Raw genomic sequence first — 18052 nt, forward strand, 5'->3', positions numbered from 1 at the left:
TGATTTCTAATTTTTATTTTTATTATTTTAGTTGTATTTTACTATCTTTTAACTCTGATTCATCTGTAATTTGAGTATATTTTTATTTTTAACTATCTTTTCAAATCTTAAATTATATCTTTCAATTCTAATTTTCCATAATTATACTAACTTTATTTTCAAAAATTGCTTCTACTGTATCTATGATTTCCTTTGAGCAATTGTTATTTAATAAATCTAATATTTCTATCTTCTTAGGGCATAAAGTTAATAAGGTACTTATTAAAAAGTCCTCATAATTTAAATTTTCTCTTATGACCATATTTATAATTTCTTCATCATCTATACTGTCTATTTTATTTCCATTTTTATCGTATAAAATAAATGTATTATCTTCCATTATATGAACTTTAAGTAAATCTATCTTTTCTTCTTGAGTATCTATAAAATATTTTAAAACTCTTATAAACTCATCTTGGTCTCTTTTTATTAAATACTCTTCAACTGCAATATCACCTATAGCAGAAATATATTTCATAAATTCTCTCATTCTAAATCTAATAAAACCTTCGACATTTATAAAATCATTTTCCTCTATATAGTTCCTAACCCTTGTAAATACTGTTTCTCTCATAAAAATCTCTTTTTTAGCAAATATGTTTAGTGAATATATGTATATATTATTTTTATCTTCAGGATATGTACGCCCATAGCATTTTAGAATGTATTCTTTTAAAAGTTTCTCTTTCATTATACTTATTATCATACTAGTTATTTCTGTAGATATTTCATCAATATTTAGAGCTCTTTGTTCAGTTTTAGTACCATTAAGTATCTTCTTATTTAATACTTCTTGCTTTGCAGAATCAATTACGACTTCTACAATGTCATTTGTATATATTAATCTATCGTTTACATTATTATTCCTCAAAAATTTCATAGAAGAAATATTATCCTTCTCAACCAAAGTTATCGCTCCTTTCTCGTCATGAGAGGAACTATAGAACCTATATCGAGTAAATTTTCACTACTAAGTGTAACTATCTCCTTGTTTTTACTTTCTATAAAACTTTTTATACGTTCATAGTCAGGATGTTTTTTAACATCTCCACAAAAAGCTAGTTTATCCTTAGAAATTAACCCTGTACATCCACCTATAAATCCATAATTCATCTCAAATAAATTTATATGACCTTTTTCTATTAATAAACACTCTATTTCTGTATTCTTCATGCTTTTCCAAATACCTTTATCTGATGTTATTATAGATGTTCTATCTACTATACAGATTGAGCATTTAGAATAGCCCTGCTCTATATTTATCTTTTTAAGTTTATTATTTTCAATATAATCTAGTATCGCTCTGTCAGTGTACTTAAAATTGTGTATGGCATAATCACCAACTATAGCAATATTGTAAGGTATATCATAAGGATATTTATTTGATAAATTAGCTTCTCCCTTAATTATATTAAATTTATGTTTACTTAATAACTCTTTGTATTGATTATATACATTCGGCGCAACAATTATATCTCCTTTTCCTAAATTACAAATACATATATCTGGGTGATATTTTATACTTTCATATAATTCTTTACATTCTATTGTTTTTATTATTTCTATATTTCTTAATTTTAATTCATTTTCCATTAGATAACTAATTCTTTTGTCCACCAAAGCTAGACACAAATCGTCATCTAGTATAAATGGCTCTCTTGTAAATTCCATTTTTTACTCCTTTTTATTTTTTTTGATAAATTTTTTATTTGAATATAAATAAAGTGTGCAGTAGATTTTTTCTACTTACACACTTATTATTGGACTTTTATGTAATTAATCTAAATTAATTAATGTATTTTTTGATAAATTTTTATAAAAACTCTACTCTATCATCTAATTGATTTTAATTTAGCTATATCGTTCCAATTGCTTGCTGTTACTATTTCAATTTTATTTAAGTCTCTTTTTATCTCTTGTGTGTCTCCTTTAACAGCTACAACATGTTTTTCTGTATATTCTAATTCTACCTTTGTGTCTTTTAAATCTTTTTTAATTTCTACTAGATTATTTTCTATCTTATCTAATCTAGAGTCTATTCCATTAAATCTAACATCTACTTTATCTAGTCTTATGTCTACTTCATCAAATCTAGTACCCATCTTCTCTAGTCTTATGTCTACCTCATCAAATCTAGCATCCATTTTATCTAGTCTTATGTCTACTTCATCAAATGTAGCACCCATCTTCTCTAGTCTTATGTCTACCTCATCAAATCTAGCATCCATTTTATCTAGTCTTGTATCCACCTTATCTAATCTGTTTTCTAATTTATTAAATCTGTCGTTAATACTGTTTTGCATTTTGTCTAGAAATTGCAAAATTTTGTCTTCCATATGTATCAACTCCTCTATAGATAATTATAACATTCCACACAAATACTATACATATCTTCAGCAATAATTAGTATGTACTTTTCACCTTATTGTACTCTTTTTTTACATATTCCAAAACATCTGGTGGTATGTTTCTATTGCTATTTGGAGTAAGTCCAATTTCTCCATCTTTTATCTTAAACTCCATGACTTTACTTCCCTTAAAACCATCCTTTACAACATTCTGTATCAATTTATAAACAGGCTGTTCTACATCCTTTACAATCGAACTTATTACATTATCTGGAGCCATATCATATTGGTCTTTATTAATAGCTATAACTTTACCACCATTTTCTCTAGCTACCTGAATAGCTCTTTTTCCATCATCCTCTGTGGCTGAAAATACAACATCTCTATCAGAATCTCTCATTTCTTTTGCAATAGTTCTAGCTGACTCAGGATTTTCAAATACATTTGCATACTTTACCAATAAATCAGCATTTTTATTTGAAGTTTTAAGACCTTTTCTAAATCCAGATTCATATTTGTCTCTACTAGAGCCTTCAACCCCTCCTATAAATCCTACTTTACCAGTGTCAGTCATTTTTCCTGCAATAAGACCTGCCAAATATCCAGTGGAATTATCTTGAAATGATACAGAAATTACATTAGCTGGTTGAACCTTATAATTATAATCAACTATTGCAAATTGCTGTTTTGGATATTTTGTAGCAGCTTGTTTAATCGGTTCTGCAAATCTAGCTCCAACTGCTATTATCAAGTCTGGTTCATATTTATATAATTTTTCTATGCTATTTGCAAAGTCATTAAAAGTCTTTGGTCTTTCAATCTTCTCTCTAATATCAAAATCCTCATCAGCTCTTTTTAAAGCTGACAGTACATTATTATTATACGATTCATTACCTAAATTTTCAGTATCTAACAATACTCCAACAGTTTTTCTTACATAAGAATCATCTTCCAATTCATCCTCATCATTGCTACTTTCACTATTTGACTTATCTTTATCAGACAAAGTTGACACATTCTTAGATTCACTTTGTTTAGACTTATTATTATTTATATTAGAATTATTATTTACTCTATTAAATCCAAAATCAAAATTACAGATAAATAGTATAAAAACTGTAAAGAGCATGACAAAACAAAACATCAATATCCTTTTTATTTTCACAAAACTCACTCCCTGACATAGAACATGAAGTCTCTATAAATTATTTATTGTTCTTATTTACATATTCTAACACATCAGGAGGAATATTTTGAGAACTATTTTGAGCAAGTCCAGTACTTCCAGACTTCATTGTATTTTCTATAACTTTACCACCCTTATAATCTCCTTTTACAAAGCTTTGTATTAAGTCATAAGTAGGCTTTTCAAAGTCCTTTACAATAGAACTTATAACATTTTCTGGAGCCAACTCATGCTGATCTTTATTAATTGCTATCACTTTTTTATTCTTTGCTCTAACCATATTTATTACACTCTTTGAATCATCTTCAGTATTAGAAAAAATAATATCTACTCCACTATCCATCATTTTTTTAGCAACAGATTCAGCAGATTTACTATCTTTAAAAATATCTACATACTCAACTGAAATATCTTTTATATTGCTATTAGAAAATTTAACACCTTCTTTAAAGCCAGATTCAAATTTATTTCTACTAGAACCCTCTACTCCACCTATAAAACCAACCTTATCTGTTTCTGTCATCTTTCCAGCAACTAATCCAGCCAAATATCCAGTCTTATTATCCTCAAAAGAAATTGAAGTTATATTAGATGGTTGTTTGTCATACTCATAATCTACAATGGCAAACTGTTGCTTTGGGTATTTCTTGGCTATCTTTTCTAGAGGCTTTGCAAATCTAGAACCAACAGCTATAATCAAGTCAGTATTATCATTACATAAAATATCTATGCTATTAGAAAAAGTTGATGAATCCTCTGATTCCACTTTATTTGTATCTATGTTAAGATTTTTTTGTGCAGTATCTAACGCTAACAAAGCTGAATTATTCATGACTCCATTATTTGACCCTTCAATATCTAATATCATAGATACAGATTTTTTTGAATTTTCTTTGTTACTTAGCTTATTTTTATTATCTTGATTAGAACTAGAATTATTACTTGAATTACTGCTACATCCAACTAACATTCCAGCAGTCATTGCTACAGTTAACATTAATACCAACAATTTTTTTAAACGCATCAAAATCCACTCCTTATATTTTTGTGACATTTTTACATACTATTTACTTTTACATACTATTTACTTTTACATACTATTTACTTTTACATACTATTTACTTTTACATACTATTTACTGATTTGTTATACCTCATTTGCAAGTATTTATTTAATTTTTTCAATAAACTTACCATAAAAAAGTGTGTAATAGATTTCTATCTATTTACACACTTCCCTAAAAACTCAACTTAATATATCAACACTTAATTCTATCTAAAACAAATTATATCTAGTGTATCAATGTTTAACATATCTTATCATAAATTAATAAAAAAATAAATAATCCCAATATAAAAAATTGTTATTTATTTTTTAGACATATAATTCCAGTTACACCAGGACCAGCATGTGCACCTATACACACACCAATTTGGAAAAATTTAATTTCCTTAGGTCTCAATTCATCCTCTATAACTTTAGACAATTGTTCTTTTTCCTTAATGTCATCACTATATCCTATATATATAACTTGGTCTGATAAATCATCCCCACAATTCGATTTTATCAAGTCCATCATCTTAGAAATTACATTCTTCTTACCTCTTACTTGAGATAATTGTGAGACTAACCCTCCTTTTATTTCAAGAATAGGTTTTATATTTAATATACTTCCGATTGCCGCCTTAGTAGATGATATTCTTCCTCCCTTTTGTAAGTACTCCAATGTATCCACTGAAAATATAACAAAAGCTTTTTCTTTTAATTCATCTAAAACAGGTAATATTTCATTAATAGATTTTCCTTCACTTGCAAGCTCTCCTGCTTTTATTACAAGCAGACCAGTTCCCATACAAAGTAAGTTAGAATCATATGTATATATTTCACCTTCTACATCATTCTTCGCCATTACAGCACTTTGATATGTTCCTGTAGCTGTAGCAGAACCAGCTATATAAAGTATTGCTCTACCTTCACTCGTGTATTTTTCAAAAACTTCCTTAAATTGGGCATAAGTAGCTTGAGAAGTTTTTGGATATGCATTTTCTTCTCTAAGTTTTTTATAAAATTCATCTCCAGATATATCAATCCTATCCTTGTATTCTTTTTCTTCTAATATAACTGTTAATGAAACAATATCTATATCATATTTATCTAACAAATCTTTTGGCACGTCCGATAAACTGTCACAGATTATCTTTAGATTTTTCATTAAGTATGCTCCTTTCTAATTTAGGATTATTTAAACTACCTCATATTAGGGTATCCTATTTGTCTTAAAGCCTCATATACTACTATAGCTACTGAATTTGATAAATTTAATGACCTAGCTTTTTCAACATCTAACATAGGTACTCTAATACAAGTATCCATATTTGCTTTCAACAAAGACTCTGGTAATCCCTTTGTTTCTTTTCCAAATACTATAAAACAATTTTCTTCATATTTTACATCTGAATGCGATTGTTTAGCCTTTGTTGTAGAAAAAAAGTATCTACTGTTTGGATATTTTTCTTGTAATTCTTCAAAGCTATCGTAATATTGTATATCAGCTATATCCCAATAGTCAAGACCACATCTTTTTAAGTGCTTATCATCCAATGAAAAACCTAATGGTTTTACTAAATGCAAAGTTGAACCTGTTGCTGCACAAGTTCTTATTATATTTCCTGTATTTTGAGGTATTTCTGGTTCTACTAATACTATATTTAATGACATTTTTATCCTCCTAAATATCGTTCTTGTTTACTAAACTTTATTTTATAAACAGAATAACAATAATATTATACTATCATATATAATAATGTTAATAATAATTTTTATTTTATTATATATAATAGTTTTCTATCTAACATTTTCATAAGTATTATTATATCAGAAAATCACTCTTGTACAACTTACTTTAGAAAAGTTATTTCATTTCTTTAAGTTCTTGATAATAATTACAATCATCTTTTATTGGACAGTTTTCACACTCTGGATTTCTAGCTTTACACATTCTTCTTCCATGAAAAATTAATACATGATGTGAGTGTGACCATCTTTCTTTTGGTATGGCTTCCATAAGTGCAAATTCTGTTTTTTGAGGGTTTGGCTCATCTACTATTCCAATTCTATTACTGACTCTAAATACATGTGTATCTACTGCTATTGCTGGATGATTAAAGGCATTACTAAGAACAACGCCTGCTGTCTTTCTCCCAACACCAGGAAGTTTTACAAGCTTTTCTAAAGTATCTGGTACCTCACCATTATATAATTCACACAACTGTTCAGATGTAGCTTTTATTTTTTGAGCCTTACTTTTATAAAGACCACAACTTTTTATCTCTTTACTAATTTCTTCAATACTTAAATCTGCAAAATCTCTTGCTGTATTGTACTTCTTAAACAATTCCGCTGTAACTTTATTTACTCTTACGTCAGTACATTGAGCGGATAATATAGTTGCTATTAAAAGTTCAAAGGCTGTCCCATAATTTAGTTCACATGTAGCATCTGGATACAATTTTTCTAATTCATCTAAAATTTTATTTACATCTTTTTCGTTTGCAGATTCTTTCTTATCCACAGATTTACTTTTAGCTTTCTTATTACTCACTTTTTGTATATTTTTACTAGATTTATTATCTTTTAATTTACTATCTTTTTCACTTTTTTGAGCATCTTTTTTGCTAACTTTGACACTTTTTTTATTATCCTTAATATCTACAAAATTTTCTATATCTTTTTCATCAATTATTTCATCTACTTCTTTTTGAGTTTCAATTTTATTTACATCATTCTTACTTATATCTTTCTTATTTACACTTTTCATAGTTATCCCCCTTAAAATACCAATTTATAAAACATTATTTATATATAGTTTAATCATATCAACAAAAAATAAACATCAACATACAAAACAAAACTTACTCTACAGATATTTCACAAAAAAAGCAAAAACTTATTAAAGTTCCTGCTTTTTATTATACATATAAATACCCATTAAATTCTATTATAAACTTATTCTTTTGCCTCAATTTGTATCTTACTAAAAGATAGTAGTTTTTCTTTGACCAATTTTTTTATTTCTTCAAATTTGACATCTGTCAATATCTCTATAGCTTCTTCTACTCTTTCAACTGTATATATTTTAAATTTTCCATCTTTTATAGCATCATTAACTTCATCTGATAAAACAAGATTTCTCTGATTTTTTTTAGGAATTATTACACCCTGTTCATTGTTTAAGCCTTTAGTTTTACATATAGAATAAAATCCTTCTACTTTTTCACTTATTCCACCAACTACTTGTATATCTCCCTTTTGATTTATAGAGCCTGTAACTGCAATATTTTGCTTAATTGCTACACCACTAAGAGATGATAACAATACATATAACTCCGCAGAAGATGCACTATCCCCATCTATACCTCCATAATTTTGCTCAAAACAAATATATGCATTTAATGACATCAATAAATCCTGTGCAAAGTTTTCAGAAAGATATCCCCCTAATATAAGCACTCCTTTATTATGTATTGAGCCACTCATATTTACTTCTCTTTCTATATTTACTATACCATTGCTTCCTGGACTAGTAGTTGCTGTAATCCTTGAAGCCCTACCAAAAGAATATTCTCCTGTACTTAAAACTGATAGCCCATTTATTACTCCAACTTTTTTCCCTTCTGTTTCTATTAGAGTAAAACCATTTTCAATTGATTCATCCATGTGTGTCTCTACTCTATTAATACGCTTTTTCTTTTCACTTATTGCTTTTTTAATATCATCTCGCTCTGTATAATCGGAACTTCTAAATTCTGCATATGCACTTCCTTCTATTATAACTTCCATTATTTTATTAAACTTAGTTGATAGCTTCTCTAAATCACCAGACAATTTAGTGCTAAACTTAACAACTTCGTCAACTGCATCTTTTGTAAAATGTTTTAAGCCATTTTTATTGCATTGATATGCTATAAATCTAGCTATTCCATCTTCATTATTTTTATTCTTATCCATTTCGCTATCAAAATCTACAAATATTTTAAAATATTTTCCAAAATCTTCTTCATATCTATATAAAATATCATATATATAATGACTTCCTATCAATATCACTTTGACATCTAATGGCATATTTTCTGGTTTAATTGCTGTCTGTGTTTCCAAAATTACTTTTTTTGTTTGCAATGTCTTTTTAAGAATTTCCCAAGACATAGTATACTTTAATAACTGGTCTGCATAAAGCACCAAATATCCGCCATTAGCTCTATGAAATGCTCCTGATAATAATTTTGTAAAATCAGTCTTTATATTTCCGTTTGCATAATCATATTCTGCCTTTCCAAATAGGTTTGATGGGCTTGGATTTATCTCTACTATGACAGGTGCTGATTCCTTCTTTTTCGAACCTCCATTATCTACAAATAAATTAATTTTATACTTTATAAAGTGTTCTTTATCATACTTATCTTTCAATTCTTCTTCATCTAAGTAAAATAAATACATGTATTCTATGATATCTTTTTTTATATTTTCTAAGTAAAGTTGAATTTTTTCATAACATTCATATTTTTCGCACAACGTTTTAATATGAGGTTCTACTACAAGCTTAGCTATCTCTTCTTCAAGCTCTAACACAGCCTTTTCAGCTTTTTCTTCCAAGTTTCTAATTTTATATACAACTTGTATTGCCATGTTTTCGAGTTCTCTTTTAGCCTTATAAAACTCTTCATCTGATATATCACTTTCTTCTTCATCTTCCTTCAAAGGTATGAAAACTATTCCCATTTTACTTTGTTTTAGTTTAAATCCTTTTTCTTCTCCATATTTTTTAATCTGCTTTAGTAACATATCTTTTTCTATTTCATATTCATCCAAAAGTTTATTTTTCTCTATTTCAAAATCTTCACTTTCAAATGCATTTTTAAAATCTTCTAAAAGACTTTCCACTAACTTTTCCATATCTTTCTTAAGTTCTCTTCCAAACCCTTTTTCTAATTCAACTATCATAGGTTCTCTAGGGTTTTCAAAATTATATATATAGCACCAATCTTTATGTGTACTTTTTTTAGATGCATATTCATTTAAAACCTTTAAGGCATAAGTACTTTTACCTGTTCCAGATTCCCCAGCTAGGTATATGTTGTAGGCTGGATTATTTATCTTTAAACCTAACTCCATAGCTTCTACTGCTCTTTCTTGACCCAATATACTATCTAGTGGACTTATTTCAGATGTATTATTATATTTCAATATTCCCCCACCTCCTCATATTTAACTTTAATGATATAATATGACTTTTACACCATAAGTGTTAAAGTAAATACACATTAAAGTATATGAAATAGACTCTTATTATTAGTCATCATACTTATCTAAAATTATTTCCATATTTCTCTTTATTATATTTTTACCCCTCCAGCTAAAAGCTCTATCTCCATATCTCCTCTTAAATTCTTTATTTGATATATTTTGTATCTCATCATAATCCAAATAGTCTATTATATCTTCCTTAAATTCCAAGATGTGAGTTGTTGGTATTTCAATATTATGAGGACATACTTCTTGACAAATATCGCACCCAAATATCTTTTTACTTTTCTTTAAAACATACTTTTCTTCCTCTGACAAATCTCCCTTTTTTTGAGTTATATATGATAAGCATTTTTTAGGATTCATATCATAATTTCCCAATATAGCATTTCCCGGACAATATTTTACACACTTTCCACATTTAAAACAGCTTTTTTCTAGTGGTTTATCTTCTTCAAACTTATAATTATTTACTATATATCCAATAAATATATAAGAACCATATTCATCAGTTATAATATTATTATTTATTCCAAAATATCCAATACCTGATAAATAAGCTAAATATCTGTCAACTAATGGTCCATTATCAGCAAATATCTTATATTTAAAACCTTCTACATTTTTGGAAATATAATCACAAATTTGTTGTAAAAAATCTTTTACTACAATATGATAGTCCTTTCCATGACAATATTTTGATAAATTTGAATTTTTATTCTTTTCTTGTCTATTTATATGGTATGGAAAAGCACACACTATTATAGAATTAGCATCTTCCATTATATTTCTAGGATTAATTCTATTTTCAATTATGGGTTCTTCCATACCTGTTAAATAGTCTTTTTTCTGTCTATTTTCAAGTATCTCTCTCAGATTTTCATACTTGTCTACTCCAGCTATTCCTACACACTTTAATCCTATGAGGTTACAAAATTCTTTTAATCTGTTATTATCCATAAAATTATTCCTTTTCAACTTAAATTCTAAAATCACAATTATGCTACATATGTTTCTTTGTTTAGACATAACAACATTTATACAGCCTAAATATATATAGTCTAAATAGTCTAATTTTTAAAATTTACATGTTTATATAATTTATTTACTATATAATTTGACTTTTATATGCTGTTATCTTAGTATAATTTAACATCTATCTATTTTTAATTTTTAACTATTTTACTCTTATAACACTTACTTATTCTTAACTATCTATATTTTGTTATTCTACAATATTTGTATAGCTTAGCTTTCATCCATATTATATCTTTAGCTATTTTACTCTTATAACACTACTTATTTTTCACTATCTATATTTTTGTTGTTCTACAACATTATTATAATTTAACTTTCATATCTCTTCCCTCTATTGCTACCTTGTATTTCTTCTATAATATATCTTTCATATCTACAACAATCTAATATATATTACACTATTAAAATCATATCTTATCCAATTAGACTTTGTTATTCAGAAAGGTACAACAAATAAGAATTTGCTTTTAAATCATCCACAGATTATAATAAATACTGTATAAGGATGGTGAATAAATTGATTAAAATAACAATACCAGGTAGACCCATTAGTAAATCTAATTTTAAACTTCATAATATAAATGGTCAAGCATGGATGCCTTCAAAGGGAAAATATTCTAAGTATTTAGCATATGAGAACATGATTGCAGGTTTTATAAATCAACAGTATCAAGGAGAAACTGTTGAAGAAAATTTAATAACAGTGTTAAAATTATTCTTCCCTAACAAGAGAATGGGCGATTTACATAACTATCCAAAGAGCATTTGTGATGGTATTGAAAAAAGTGGAATAATAAAAAATGATAAGCAGCTTAAGCCAGTACTTTTATTTGATTTTATAGATAAGGACAATCCTAGAGTTGAAATTGAACTTTATCCAATATCTAAATATGATATATCTTATAATATTTTTGAAAAATAAAAATCTGTATATGCTATATAAATCTATATTGATGCAAAAACAATATTTATATAATAATTAATTGCATTGACATAACACTTAATACTTTCATAAACACAATCTTATCATAATAATTATACTTACATAAAAAAAGAAATCGGCGTAAATTTATTACACCGATTTCAATAAGTAAAATCTATCCTAGCTTTTCAACAACAGTCTTCAACATTTCTCTTATAGGAAGTTCATATGGACATCGACTTTCACAAAGACCACAGTCAATACATTCAGTAGGTTTAACATCCATAACCTCATATTTTTCCTTAGCCCACTCCTCTAATCCATATCTAGTGTAATATCCTTCGCATAAGAAGCTTAAAGGTATATTTATTCCAACAGCACAAGGCATACAATATTCACATCTTCTACAGAATTTTTTACCTAGAGAATTTCTTATTTCTTCAATTTTTTTCTCATCATCCTCATCTAATACAAGATTTTCAAGCACAGCGACATTTTGTCTAACTTGTTCAACACTATCCATTCCTGGTATAACCACATCTATATAATCCTTAGACAATATATACTTAATAGCCAATGTAGCATTATCTAAAGCTCCACCAGCTAAAGGTTTCATTACTATTATACCAATTCCTTTTTCATGAGCTTTTTTAAATACATCATCTGCTTGTCCTTCAACTATATTGTAAGGAAATTGTATAGTATCAAATTTGCCACTTTCTAAAGCTCTTTCTATAGTATTTAAGTTATGGCTAGTTATACCAATATGTTTTATCTTCCCTTGTTCTTTTGCTTCTAAAAGGGCACTATAAGCCATTTTATCTTTAAAAATATTGTCATACTCTTCTTCTTTAACATTGTGGAATTGATATAAATCTATAAAATCAGTTTTAAAGTTATTTAAACTTATTTCCACATCTCTCTTCATTGAATCATAATCCCTAGACATACTTTTAGTAGCTAGGAAAAATTTATCTCTTTTTCCTTCTATAGCAATTCCAATAGCTTCTTCACTTATTGTGTATCCCCTTGCGCTATCAATAAAGTTTATTCCTTGTTTCTCTAGCTCATTTATAACTAAATTAGTATCCTCTTGTGTAATTCTTTGTATTGGAATTCCCCCAAAACCGACTCTTTTTATCTTCATACTAGTTTTGCCTAAATTTCTCATAGCTTTCCCCACCTAACTTTTAATTAATTTTAAACATTATTAACATGTTACTTTTAATTATACAACAAATTATGAGAATTTTTGCAATCTATTTATATACTATTCAAAATATATACACATTTTATCAAGTTTATTTATATAGTTTATAATATACTCTTTTATATTACATCAAAATTTTATTTAATATGCTTCATAATATACCAATCTATATTTCACTAGCATATAATCTAAATTTAATCCAAATATAATCAAAATGCTACTTAAATAGCATCAAAATATTATTTACATCATATCAAAATACTATTTACTAGATAAAATTTCTTTAATCATCTTAATCTCTCTCTTATGACCTTCTTCATCAAAAGGTGTTTCTAAGAAGAATGGCAAATCTTTAATGCTTGGATGTTCCATAAAATCAGTTAAAGCTTTTAGCCCTATCTTACCTTCACCTATAGGAGCATGTCTATCTTTTTTATCCCCAAATGGCATCATACTATCATTTAAATGTATAGTTTTTAATCTATCTATACCTATAATCTTGTCAAATTCCCCTAAAACTCCATCCAAGTCATTAACTATATCATAACCAGCTGAAAAAATATGACATGTATCAAGACACACACCTATTCTTTCTTTATGTTCGACATTGTCTATTATGCTCTTTAACTGCTCAAAACTAAATCCTATTTCAGTCCCTTTTCCTGACATTGTTTCAAGGAGTATAGTTATATTTTCATCTCCTTTAATAGCATTGTTTAGCCCTTTTACTATCCTATCTATACCAAAGTCTACTCCACCACCTACATGACTTCCAGGGTGAAAACACATGTATTCTATACCTAGTGAATCCATTCTTCTTATATCTTCATCTATTACTCTTGTTGCGAATTCATAAACATCATCCTTCACTCCACCTAGATTCATAGTATATGGAGCATGTGCAAGTAATGGTGCAAAATTGTTTGCTTTTCTAATTTCTTGAAATTTAGCTATATCTTTCTCATCAAATTCTTTAGCATTTCCTCCTCTTGGGTTTCTACTAAAAAATTGAAATGTATTTGCATCAATATATACAGCTGTTTCGGCTGCCTTTGCAAATCCTTTTGCTATTGAAATATGTGTTCCTAATTTAATCATATTAATCTCCTTTTGGTTGTACATAATTTTAATTTATAAATTTTTGATACTTAAGTCTTAATTTTAGTATAACTATAATTAATTTCGTATATATTAATTCTAAATTTTAATATTTATAGTTTAATTATACCCATTTTGATAAATTTCAAAGAGTATATTTAGTCATTCAAATAACAAAAAAATAGAGATTAAAAATCATTATTTTACTCATGCTCAAAAGTATTTTTTGATTATTAAGTAAATTCTGATGTTCAATCTCTAATCTTATGTTTTATAACTAATACATAATTAATGATTCTAATTAGGACATTCTTCTTCAACTGTAGGAACTACAACCATAGCTATATCATACTTAGAACCTTCAACGCTGTCTTGTCTTTTATTTAAAATTTCATCTATCTTTGATTTCATAGTATCATTAAGTTCAACTAATTCATCATGAGTAAGAGAAATATCATGATAATCAACTATATTTTCATTTTCTAAAACATCTTCCTCTGCTGCTTTATAAAAAACTTCACTCATATTTTCAAATCTTGATATGTACAATTCTTCTTTTTCTTCCCCATTGTCTAAAGAAAAATTAAGTATCCTATTCCCTATAACCACATTTTTTGCACTTGGATAATAATATTTTTCCACAATCCCCGACTTTATTTTTTCCTCAACTAATTCTAAAATACCAACTTTGTATAACATTTTTATGTGGTAGTTTATTTTTGCATGAGGTTCTTCCAATAATTGAGATAATTGTTTTGCTGACAATGGCGATTTGTCAAATGCTTTTAGAATATCTATTCTACGTGGATGTGCAATAGCCTTTATGCACTCCAAATCTCGTAATACCAATACCTCTTTCATTGACCCCTCCTAAAAAATTTATTTAATTCATATTTCTTTACAATTTAATTATATATTAAATTATATGTTGTTGTCAAAAAAATCCTTTCTTAAAATTTTAAAAAATATTTAATCTGAGTTTATTTGACAACTCCTCTAAAACTTTAACTCCTGCGACGCTGTTACCTTTTTTGTCAAGTGCAGGTCCATAAACACCAATACCCATACGTCCTGGCACAGAAGCCATTATACCACCCCCAACTCCAGATTTTGCAGGAATTCCAACTTTAATAGCAAATTCCCCAGAAGCATCATACATTCCACAAGTCATCATAAATGTCTTGACAATTCTAGATACCATTTCACTCATTAAATGCTCTCCATTTTCTATGTCTACTCCATAATTAGCAAGATTTATACCAATTCTCGCTAAATCTATAGAATCCACCTCAATTGAGCATTGTTTAAAATAAAGGTCTAAAACATCTTCTACATTACCTCTGATAAATCCATCACTTTTTAACAGATAAGCCATAGCTCTATTTCTATCTCCAGTCATTTTTTCAGACTTATAGACATCATAATTTATTCCTATGTTATCATTTCTTGCCAATTTTCTAAAAAAGCTAAGCATTCTTTCTTCTTTTTCTTCCAAACAGCTCCCATTTATAAGAGAAGTGGTAACTATTGCTCCTGCATTTATCATTGGATTACAAGGCTTTTTAGTATCATTAATCTCAAGTTTCATTATAGAATTAAATGGGTCTCCACTTGGCTCCATTCCAACATTTGAAAAAACGTCTTCCCAGTCATTGTCCATAAGTGCCATGGCAAGCACAATTGGTTTTGAAATACTTTGTATTGTAAATTTTGTGCTACAATTTCCAGCACTATAAATGTTATTTTCACTATCTATAATACAAATTCCTAAATCATTTCTACGAGCATTTTTTAATTCTGGTATGTAACTAGCAACTTGTCCATAATTTGTATATTTTTTATTAGAACTTATAATTTCTTTTAATAATGTCTCATCTAACGTATTCATATGCACCTCATCATCTTATGTTATATACTCTATTTTAGCACAAGTTTATACTATAATAAAACAGTGTTAAAAGAAATTATACTTTAAAACTATTTTTTGCAGACTTAACTTTATTTTTCAAACATATTATAAAAAATATCATAATATTATAAAAGGAGTATTAAAGTTAAATAGTATTTATTATCTATACTAATTCTCACAAAACAAAGAATTTTTGATAACTAAATAGAATTTTCACTTTAATACTCCAGCAATATTACTTAAAATATAAACCATAGATTATTCAGTATCTCTAAAAAAATATTTAGTTCAATATGAGTACAATAAAATAATCAATAATACATGCTAATCAACTATTTTACTTCCTCCAATAAATTCCCTAAGGATTGAAGTTCCTGGTATATCAGAAATATCATCTAGTTCAACAAAATACTGTAAAAACTTTAATAATCTAGTAGCTTCAATATAAGCAGGATTATCTTCATCTATTTCCTCCAATAGAGGCTTAGCAAATCGCTTTAAAACCGCTAATTCATACACACAAGCGGAATTAAATATAGCATCTGCTTCATCTTGATAAGGGAATATATTTTTCTTTTCTCCTCTTCTAACTGATGCCCATTGCAAAATAGTATTATCAGCGCTATATCCTCTAAAATTATAATCTCTAACAATTCTTCTTATCATTCTCAAATCGGCAGTAGGAATTCTATTATGGTCATCTAAATTTATTTGAGTAAGGGCACTTATGTATATCTTAAATTTATCTTCATCTGGTATAGATGCTGTTAAAATAGGGTTTAGCCCATGTATACCTTCTAATATAATTGGTTGATTTGAGTCTATCTTTATCTTTTTACCAGTATATTCTCTTTCCCCAGCTTTAAAGTTAAACCTTATATCCTCAATTTCTTCACCTGCTAAAAGTTTATTTAAATCTAAGTTGAATCTCTCTAAATCTATAGCATAAATTGACTCAAAATCATAGTTTCCATATTCATCTAAAGGAGTATGTTTTCTATCTATAAAATAATCATCTAAAGATATTGAAATCGGATTTAAGTTATTTACTCTAAGATGTATTGATAGTCTATGAGCAAAGCTTGTTTTTCCAGATGATGATGGTGCTGCTATTAAAACTACTCTCTTATTGTTATCTTTTATCATATCTGCTATTTGAGATAGTTTCTTTTCATGTAATGCTTCAAATGTTCTTATTATATCTCCATATTCATTATTTTCTATTATTCTGTTAAGTGATACTACCTTATCAATTCCCATTAGTCTTGACCATTCTTCTGCTTCATAATATACGTTTGATAGCTTAGGTTGAGGTATAAATTTCATAGGTAGAGTCTTATCTTCTTCACTAGGCCCTAAAATTATAATACCTCCATTGTAAAGTATGATATCAAACGATTTTATATAACCAGTTGATGGCAACATATATCCATAAAAATGGTCTATATAGTTTCTACATTTATATACTTTAGCACTATCATATTCCTTGTATTTCAAAAGTTCTGCTTTTTCATACATCTCATTATTTTCAAATATAGAAATAGCTTCATCCCTCGTAACTTCTATTTTTTCTATAGTGTAGTCATTATTTATTATCTCTTTCATTTTATTTTTTATATTTTCAACATCAACTTCTTTAAGTTTTCTCTCTATATGAACTTCACAATATAGTCCACCAGATAGTGAATGTTCTATTGTAACTCTGCTGTCCCAAAATATCTCTCTACAAGCCATCACAAACACAAATGACATGACTCTAAAGTAAACTCTTTCTCCATCTTCATTTGTCGTATCCAAAAACTCTATCTCACAATCCTTTTTCACTCTATAATTTAACTCTTTCAATTTATTATCTACAACCGCAAGTGTTATATATCCTTTATGTTCATCACAAAACTCTTTTGCTATATCTCCTAGTCTAATTCCCAAAGAATTTTCGTCTAATGAATACTCCTTACTTCTTCCGTCTATTTTTAAATTTATTTTCTTCACTTCAACA

General features: G+C 27.5%; 16 protein-coding genes. 1 reads left to right on the plus strand and 15 read right to left on the minus strand.

Going from position 1 to position 18052, the window contains the following annotated elements:
* Positions 1-127: 127 nt before the first annotated feature.
* From IC213_RS15895 to queG, 10 genes are all read right to left on the minus strand, one after another.
* Positions 128-919: a putative sporulation protein YtxC gene (locus tag IC213_RS15895; RefSeq protein WP_227845491.1), complete on the minus strand. Its 792-nt coding sequence runs from the start codon at positions 917-919 to the stop codon at positions 128-130.
* A gap of 29 nt (positions 920-948) precedes the next feature.
* A complete protein-coding gene (locus tag IC213_RS15900; RefSeq protein ID WP_227433599.1) occupies positions 949-1710 on the minus strand; it encodes a DUF6873 family GME fold protein in 762 nt (253 codons plus the stop codon).
* Between the two features lie 161 nt (positions 1711-1871).
* Positions 1872-2375: a hypothetical protein gene (locus IC213_RS15905; RefSeq protein WP_227863267.1), complete on the minus strand. Its 504-nt coding sequence runs from the start codon at positions 2373-2375 to the stop codon at positions 1872-1874.
* 67 nt (positions 2376-2442) lie between these two features.
* Positions 2443-3552 carry a BMP family ABC transporter substrate-binding protein gene (locus tag IC213_RS15910; protein ID WP_227863268.1) on the minus strand — a complete coding sequence of 370 codons (1110 nt, stop codon included), beginning with the start codon at positions 3550-3552 and terminating at the stop codon, positions 2443-2445.
* Positions 3553-3592: 40 nt separating this feature from the next.
* Complete coding sequence (locus IC213_RS15915) at positions 3593-4597, minus strand: BMP family ABC transporter substrate-binding protein (protein ID WP_227433602.1); 1005 nt, start codon at positions 4595-4597, stop codon at positions 3593-3595.
* A gap of 339 nt (positions 4598-4936) precedes the next feature.
* The gene (locus IC213_RS15920) at positions 4937-5785 is read right to left on the minus strand and encodes a DegV family protein (protein WP_227433603.1); all 849 of its coding nucleotides are present in this window, start codon (positions 5783-5785) and stop codon (positions 4937-4939) included.
* Between the two features lie 35 nt (positions 5786-5820).
* Positions 5821-6291: a tRNA (uridine(34)/cytosine(34)/5-carboxymethylaminomethyluridine(34)-2'-O)-methyltransferase TrmL gene (trmL, locus tag IC213_RS15925; protein WP_227433604.1), complete on the minus strand. Its 471-nt coding sequence runs from the start codon at positions 6289-6291 to the stop codon at positions 5821-5823.
* A 193-nt stretch (positions 6292-6484) separates the two neighbouring features.
* Positions 6485-7390: an endonuclease III gene (nth, locus tag IC213_RS15930; RefSeq protein WP_227863269.1), complete on the minus strand. Its 906-nt coding sequence runs from the start codon at positions 7388-7390 to the stop codon at positions 6485-6487.
* A gap of 188 nt (positions 7391-7578) precedes the next feature.
* Positions 7579-9816, minus strand: a complete 2238-nt coding sequence (locus IC213_RS15935; protein WP_227483642.1) for an ATP-binding protein — start codon at positions 9814-9816, stop codon at positions 7579-7581.
* Positions 9817-9921: 105 nt separating this feature from the next.
* Positions 9922-10836, minus strand: coding sequence for a tRNA epoxyqueuosine(34) reductase QueG (queG, locus tag IC213_RS15940; RefSeq protein WP_227483643.1), 915 nt, complete (start codon positions 10834-10836; stop codon positions 9922-9924).
* 595 nt (positions 10837-11431) lie between these two features.
* Here queG and IC213_RS15945 point away from each other — a divergent pair.
* Positions 11432-11836: a RusA family crossover junction endodeoxyribonuclease gene (locus IC213_RS15945; RefSeq protein WP_227433607.1), complete on the plus strand. Its 405-nt coding sequence runs from the start codon at positions 11432-11434 to the stop codon at positions 11834-11836.
* Positions 11837-12011: 175 nt separating this feature from the next.
* Here the strand turns inward: IC213_RS15945 and IC213_RS15950 are convergent, their stop codons facing one another.
* The 5 genes from IC213_RS15950 to IC213_RS15970 all read right to left on the minus strand — a co-directional run bounded on the left by IC213_RS15950 (position 12012) and on the right by IC213_RS15970 (position 18045).
* Positions 12012-13007, minus strand: coding sequence for an aldo/keto reductase (locus IC213_RS15950; RefSeq protein WP_227863270.1), 996 nt, complete (start codon positions 13005-13007; stop codon positions 12012-12014).
* 300 nt (positions 13008-13307) lie between these two features.
* Positions 13308-14144, minus strand: a complete 837-nt coding sequence (locus tag IC213_RS15955; RefSeq protein WP_227433609.1) for a deoxyribonuclease IV — start codon at positions 14142-14144, stop codon at positions 13308-13310.
* 297 nt (positions 14145-14441) lie between these two features.
* Positions 14442-15005: an ArsR/SmtB family transcription factor gene (locus IC213_RS15960; RefSeq protein ID WP_227433610.1), complete on the minus strand. Its 564-nt coding sequence runs from the start codon at positions 15003-15005 to the stop codon at positions 14442-14444.
* A gap of 97 nt (positions 15006-15102) precedes the next feature.
* Entirely contained in the window at positions 15103-16032 is a 930-nt protein-coding gene (glsA, locus tag IC213_RS15965) for a glutaminase A (protein ID WP_227483645.1), read from the minus strand.
* 345 nt (positions 16033-16377) lie between these two features.
* Positions 16378-18045: a nucleoside kinase gene (locus IC213_RS15970; RefSeq protein WP_227433612.1), complete on the minus strand. Its 1668-nt coding sequence runs from the start codon at positions 18043-18045 to the stop codon at positions 16378-16380.
* Between the last annotated feature and the right edge of the window lie 7 nt (positions 18046-18052).

Origin of the sequence: Clostridioides sp. ES-S-0049-02 (assembly GCF_020658465.1) — a bacterium.
Lineage (GTDB): Bacteria > Bacillota > Clostridia > Peptostreptococcales > Peptostreptococcaceae > Clostridioides.

Coding starts and splice junctions, on each gene's coding strand:
- IC213_RS15895 (WP_227845491.1), bottom strand. CDS start 919: ATGAAATTTTTGAGGAATAATAATGTAAACGATAGATTAATATATACA.
- IC213_RS15900 (WP_227433599.1), bottom strand. CDS start 1,710: ATGGAATTTACAAGAGAGCCATTTATACTAGATGACGATTTGTGTCTA.
- IC213_RS15905 (WP_227863267.1), bottom strand. CDS start 2,375: ATGGAAGACAAAATTTTGCAATTTCTAGACAAAATGCAAAACAGTATT.
- IC213_RS15915 (WP_227433602.1), bottom strand. CDS start 4,597: ATGCGTTTAAAAAAATTGTTGGTATTAATGTTAACTGTAGCAATGACT.
- IC213_RS15920 (WP_227433603.1), bottom strand. CDS start 5,785: ATGAAAAATCTAAAGATAATCTGTGACAGTTTATCGGACGTGCCAAAA.
- trmL (WP_227433604.1), bottom strand. CDS start 6,291: ATGTCATTAAATATAGTATTAGTAGAACCAGAAATACCTCAAAATACA.
- nth (WP_227863269.1), bottom strand. CDS start 7,390: ATGAAAAGTGTAAATAAGAAAGATATAAGTAAGAATGATGTAAATAAA.
- queG (WP_227483643.1), bottom strand. CDS start 10,836: ATGGATAATAACAGATTAAAAGAATTTTGTAACCTCATAGGATTAAAG.
- IC213_RS15950 (WP_227863270.1), bottom strand. CDS start 13,007: ATGAGAAATTTAGGCAAAACTAGTATGAAGATAAAAAGAGTCGGTTTT.
- IC213_RS15955 (WP_227433609.1), bottom strand. CDS start 14,144: ATGATTAAATTAGGAACACATATTTCAATAGCAAAAGGATTTGCAAAG.
- IC213_RS15960 (WP_227433610.1), bottom strand. CDS start 15,005: ATGAAAGAGGTATTGGTATTACGAGATTTGGAGTGCATAAAGGCTATT.
- glsA (WP_227483645.1), bottom strand. CDS start 16,032: ATGAATACGTTAGATGAGACATTATTAAAAGAAATTATAAGTTCTAAT.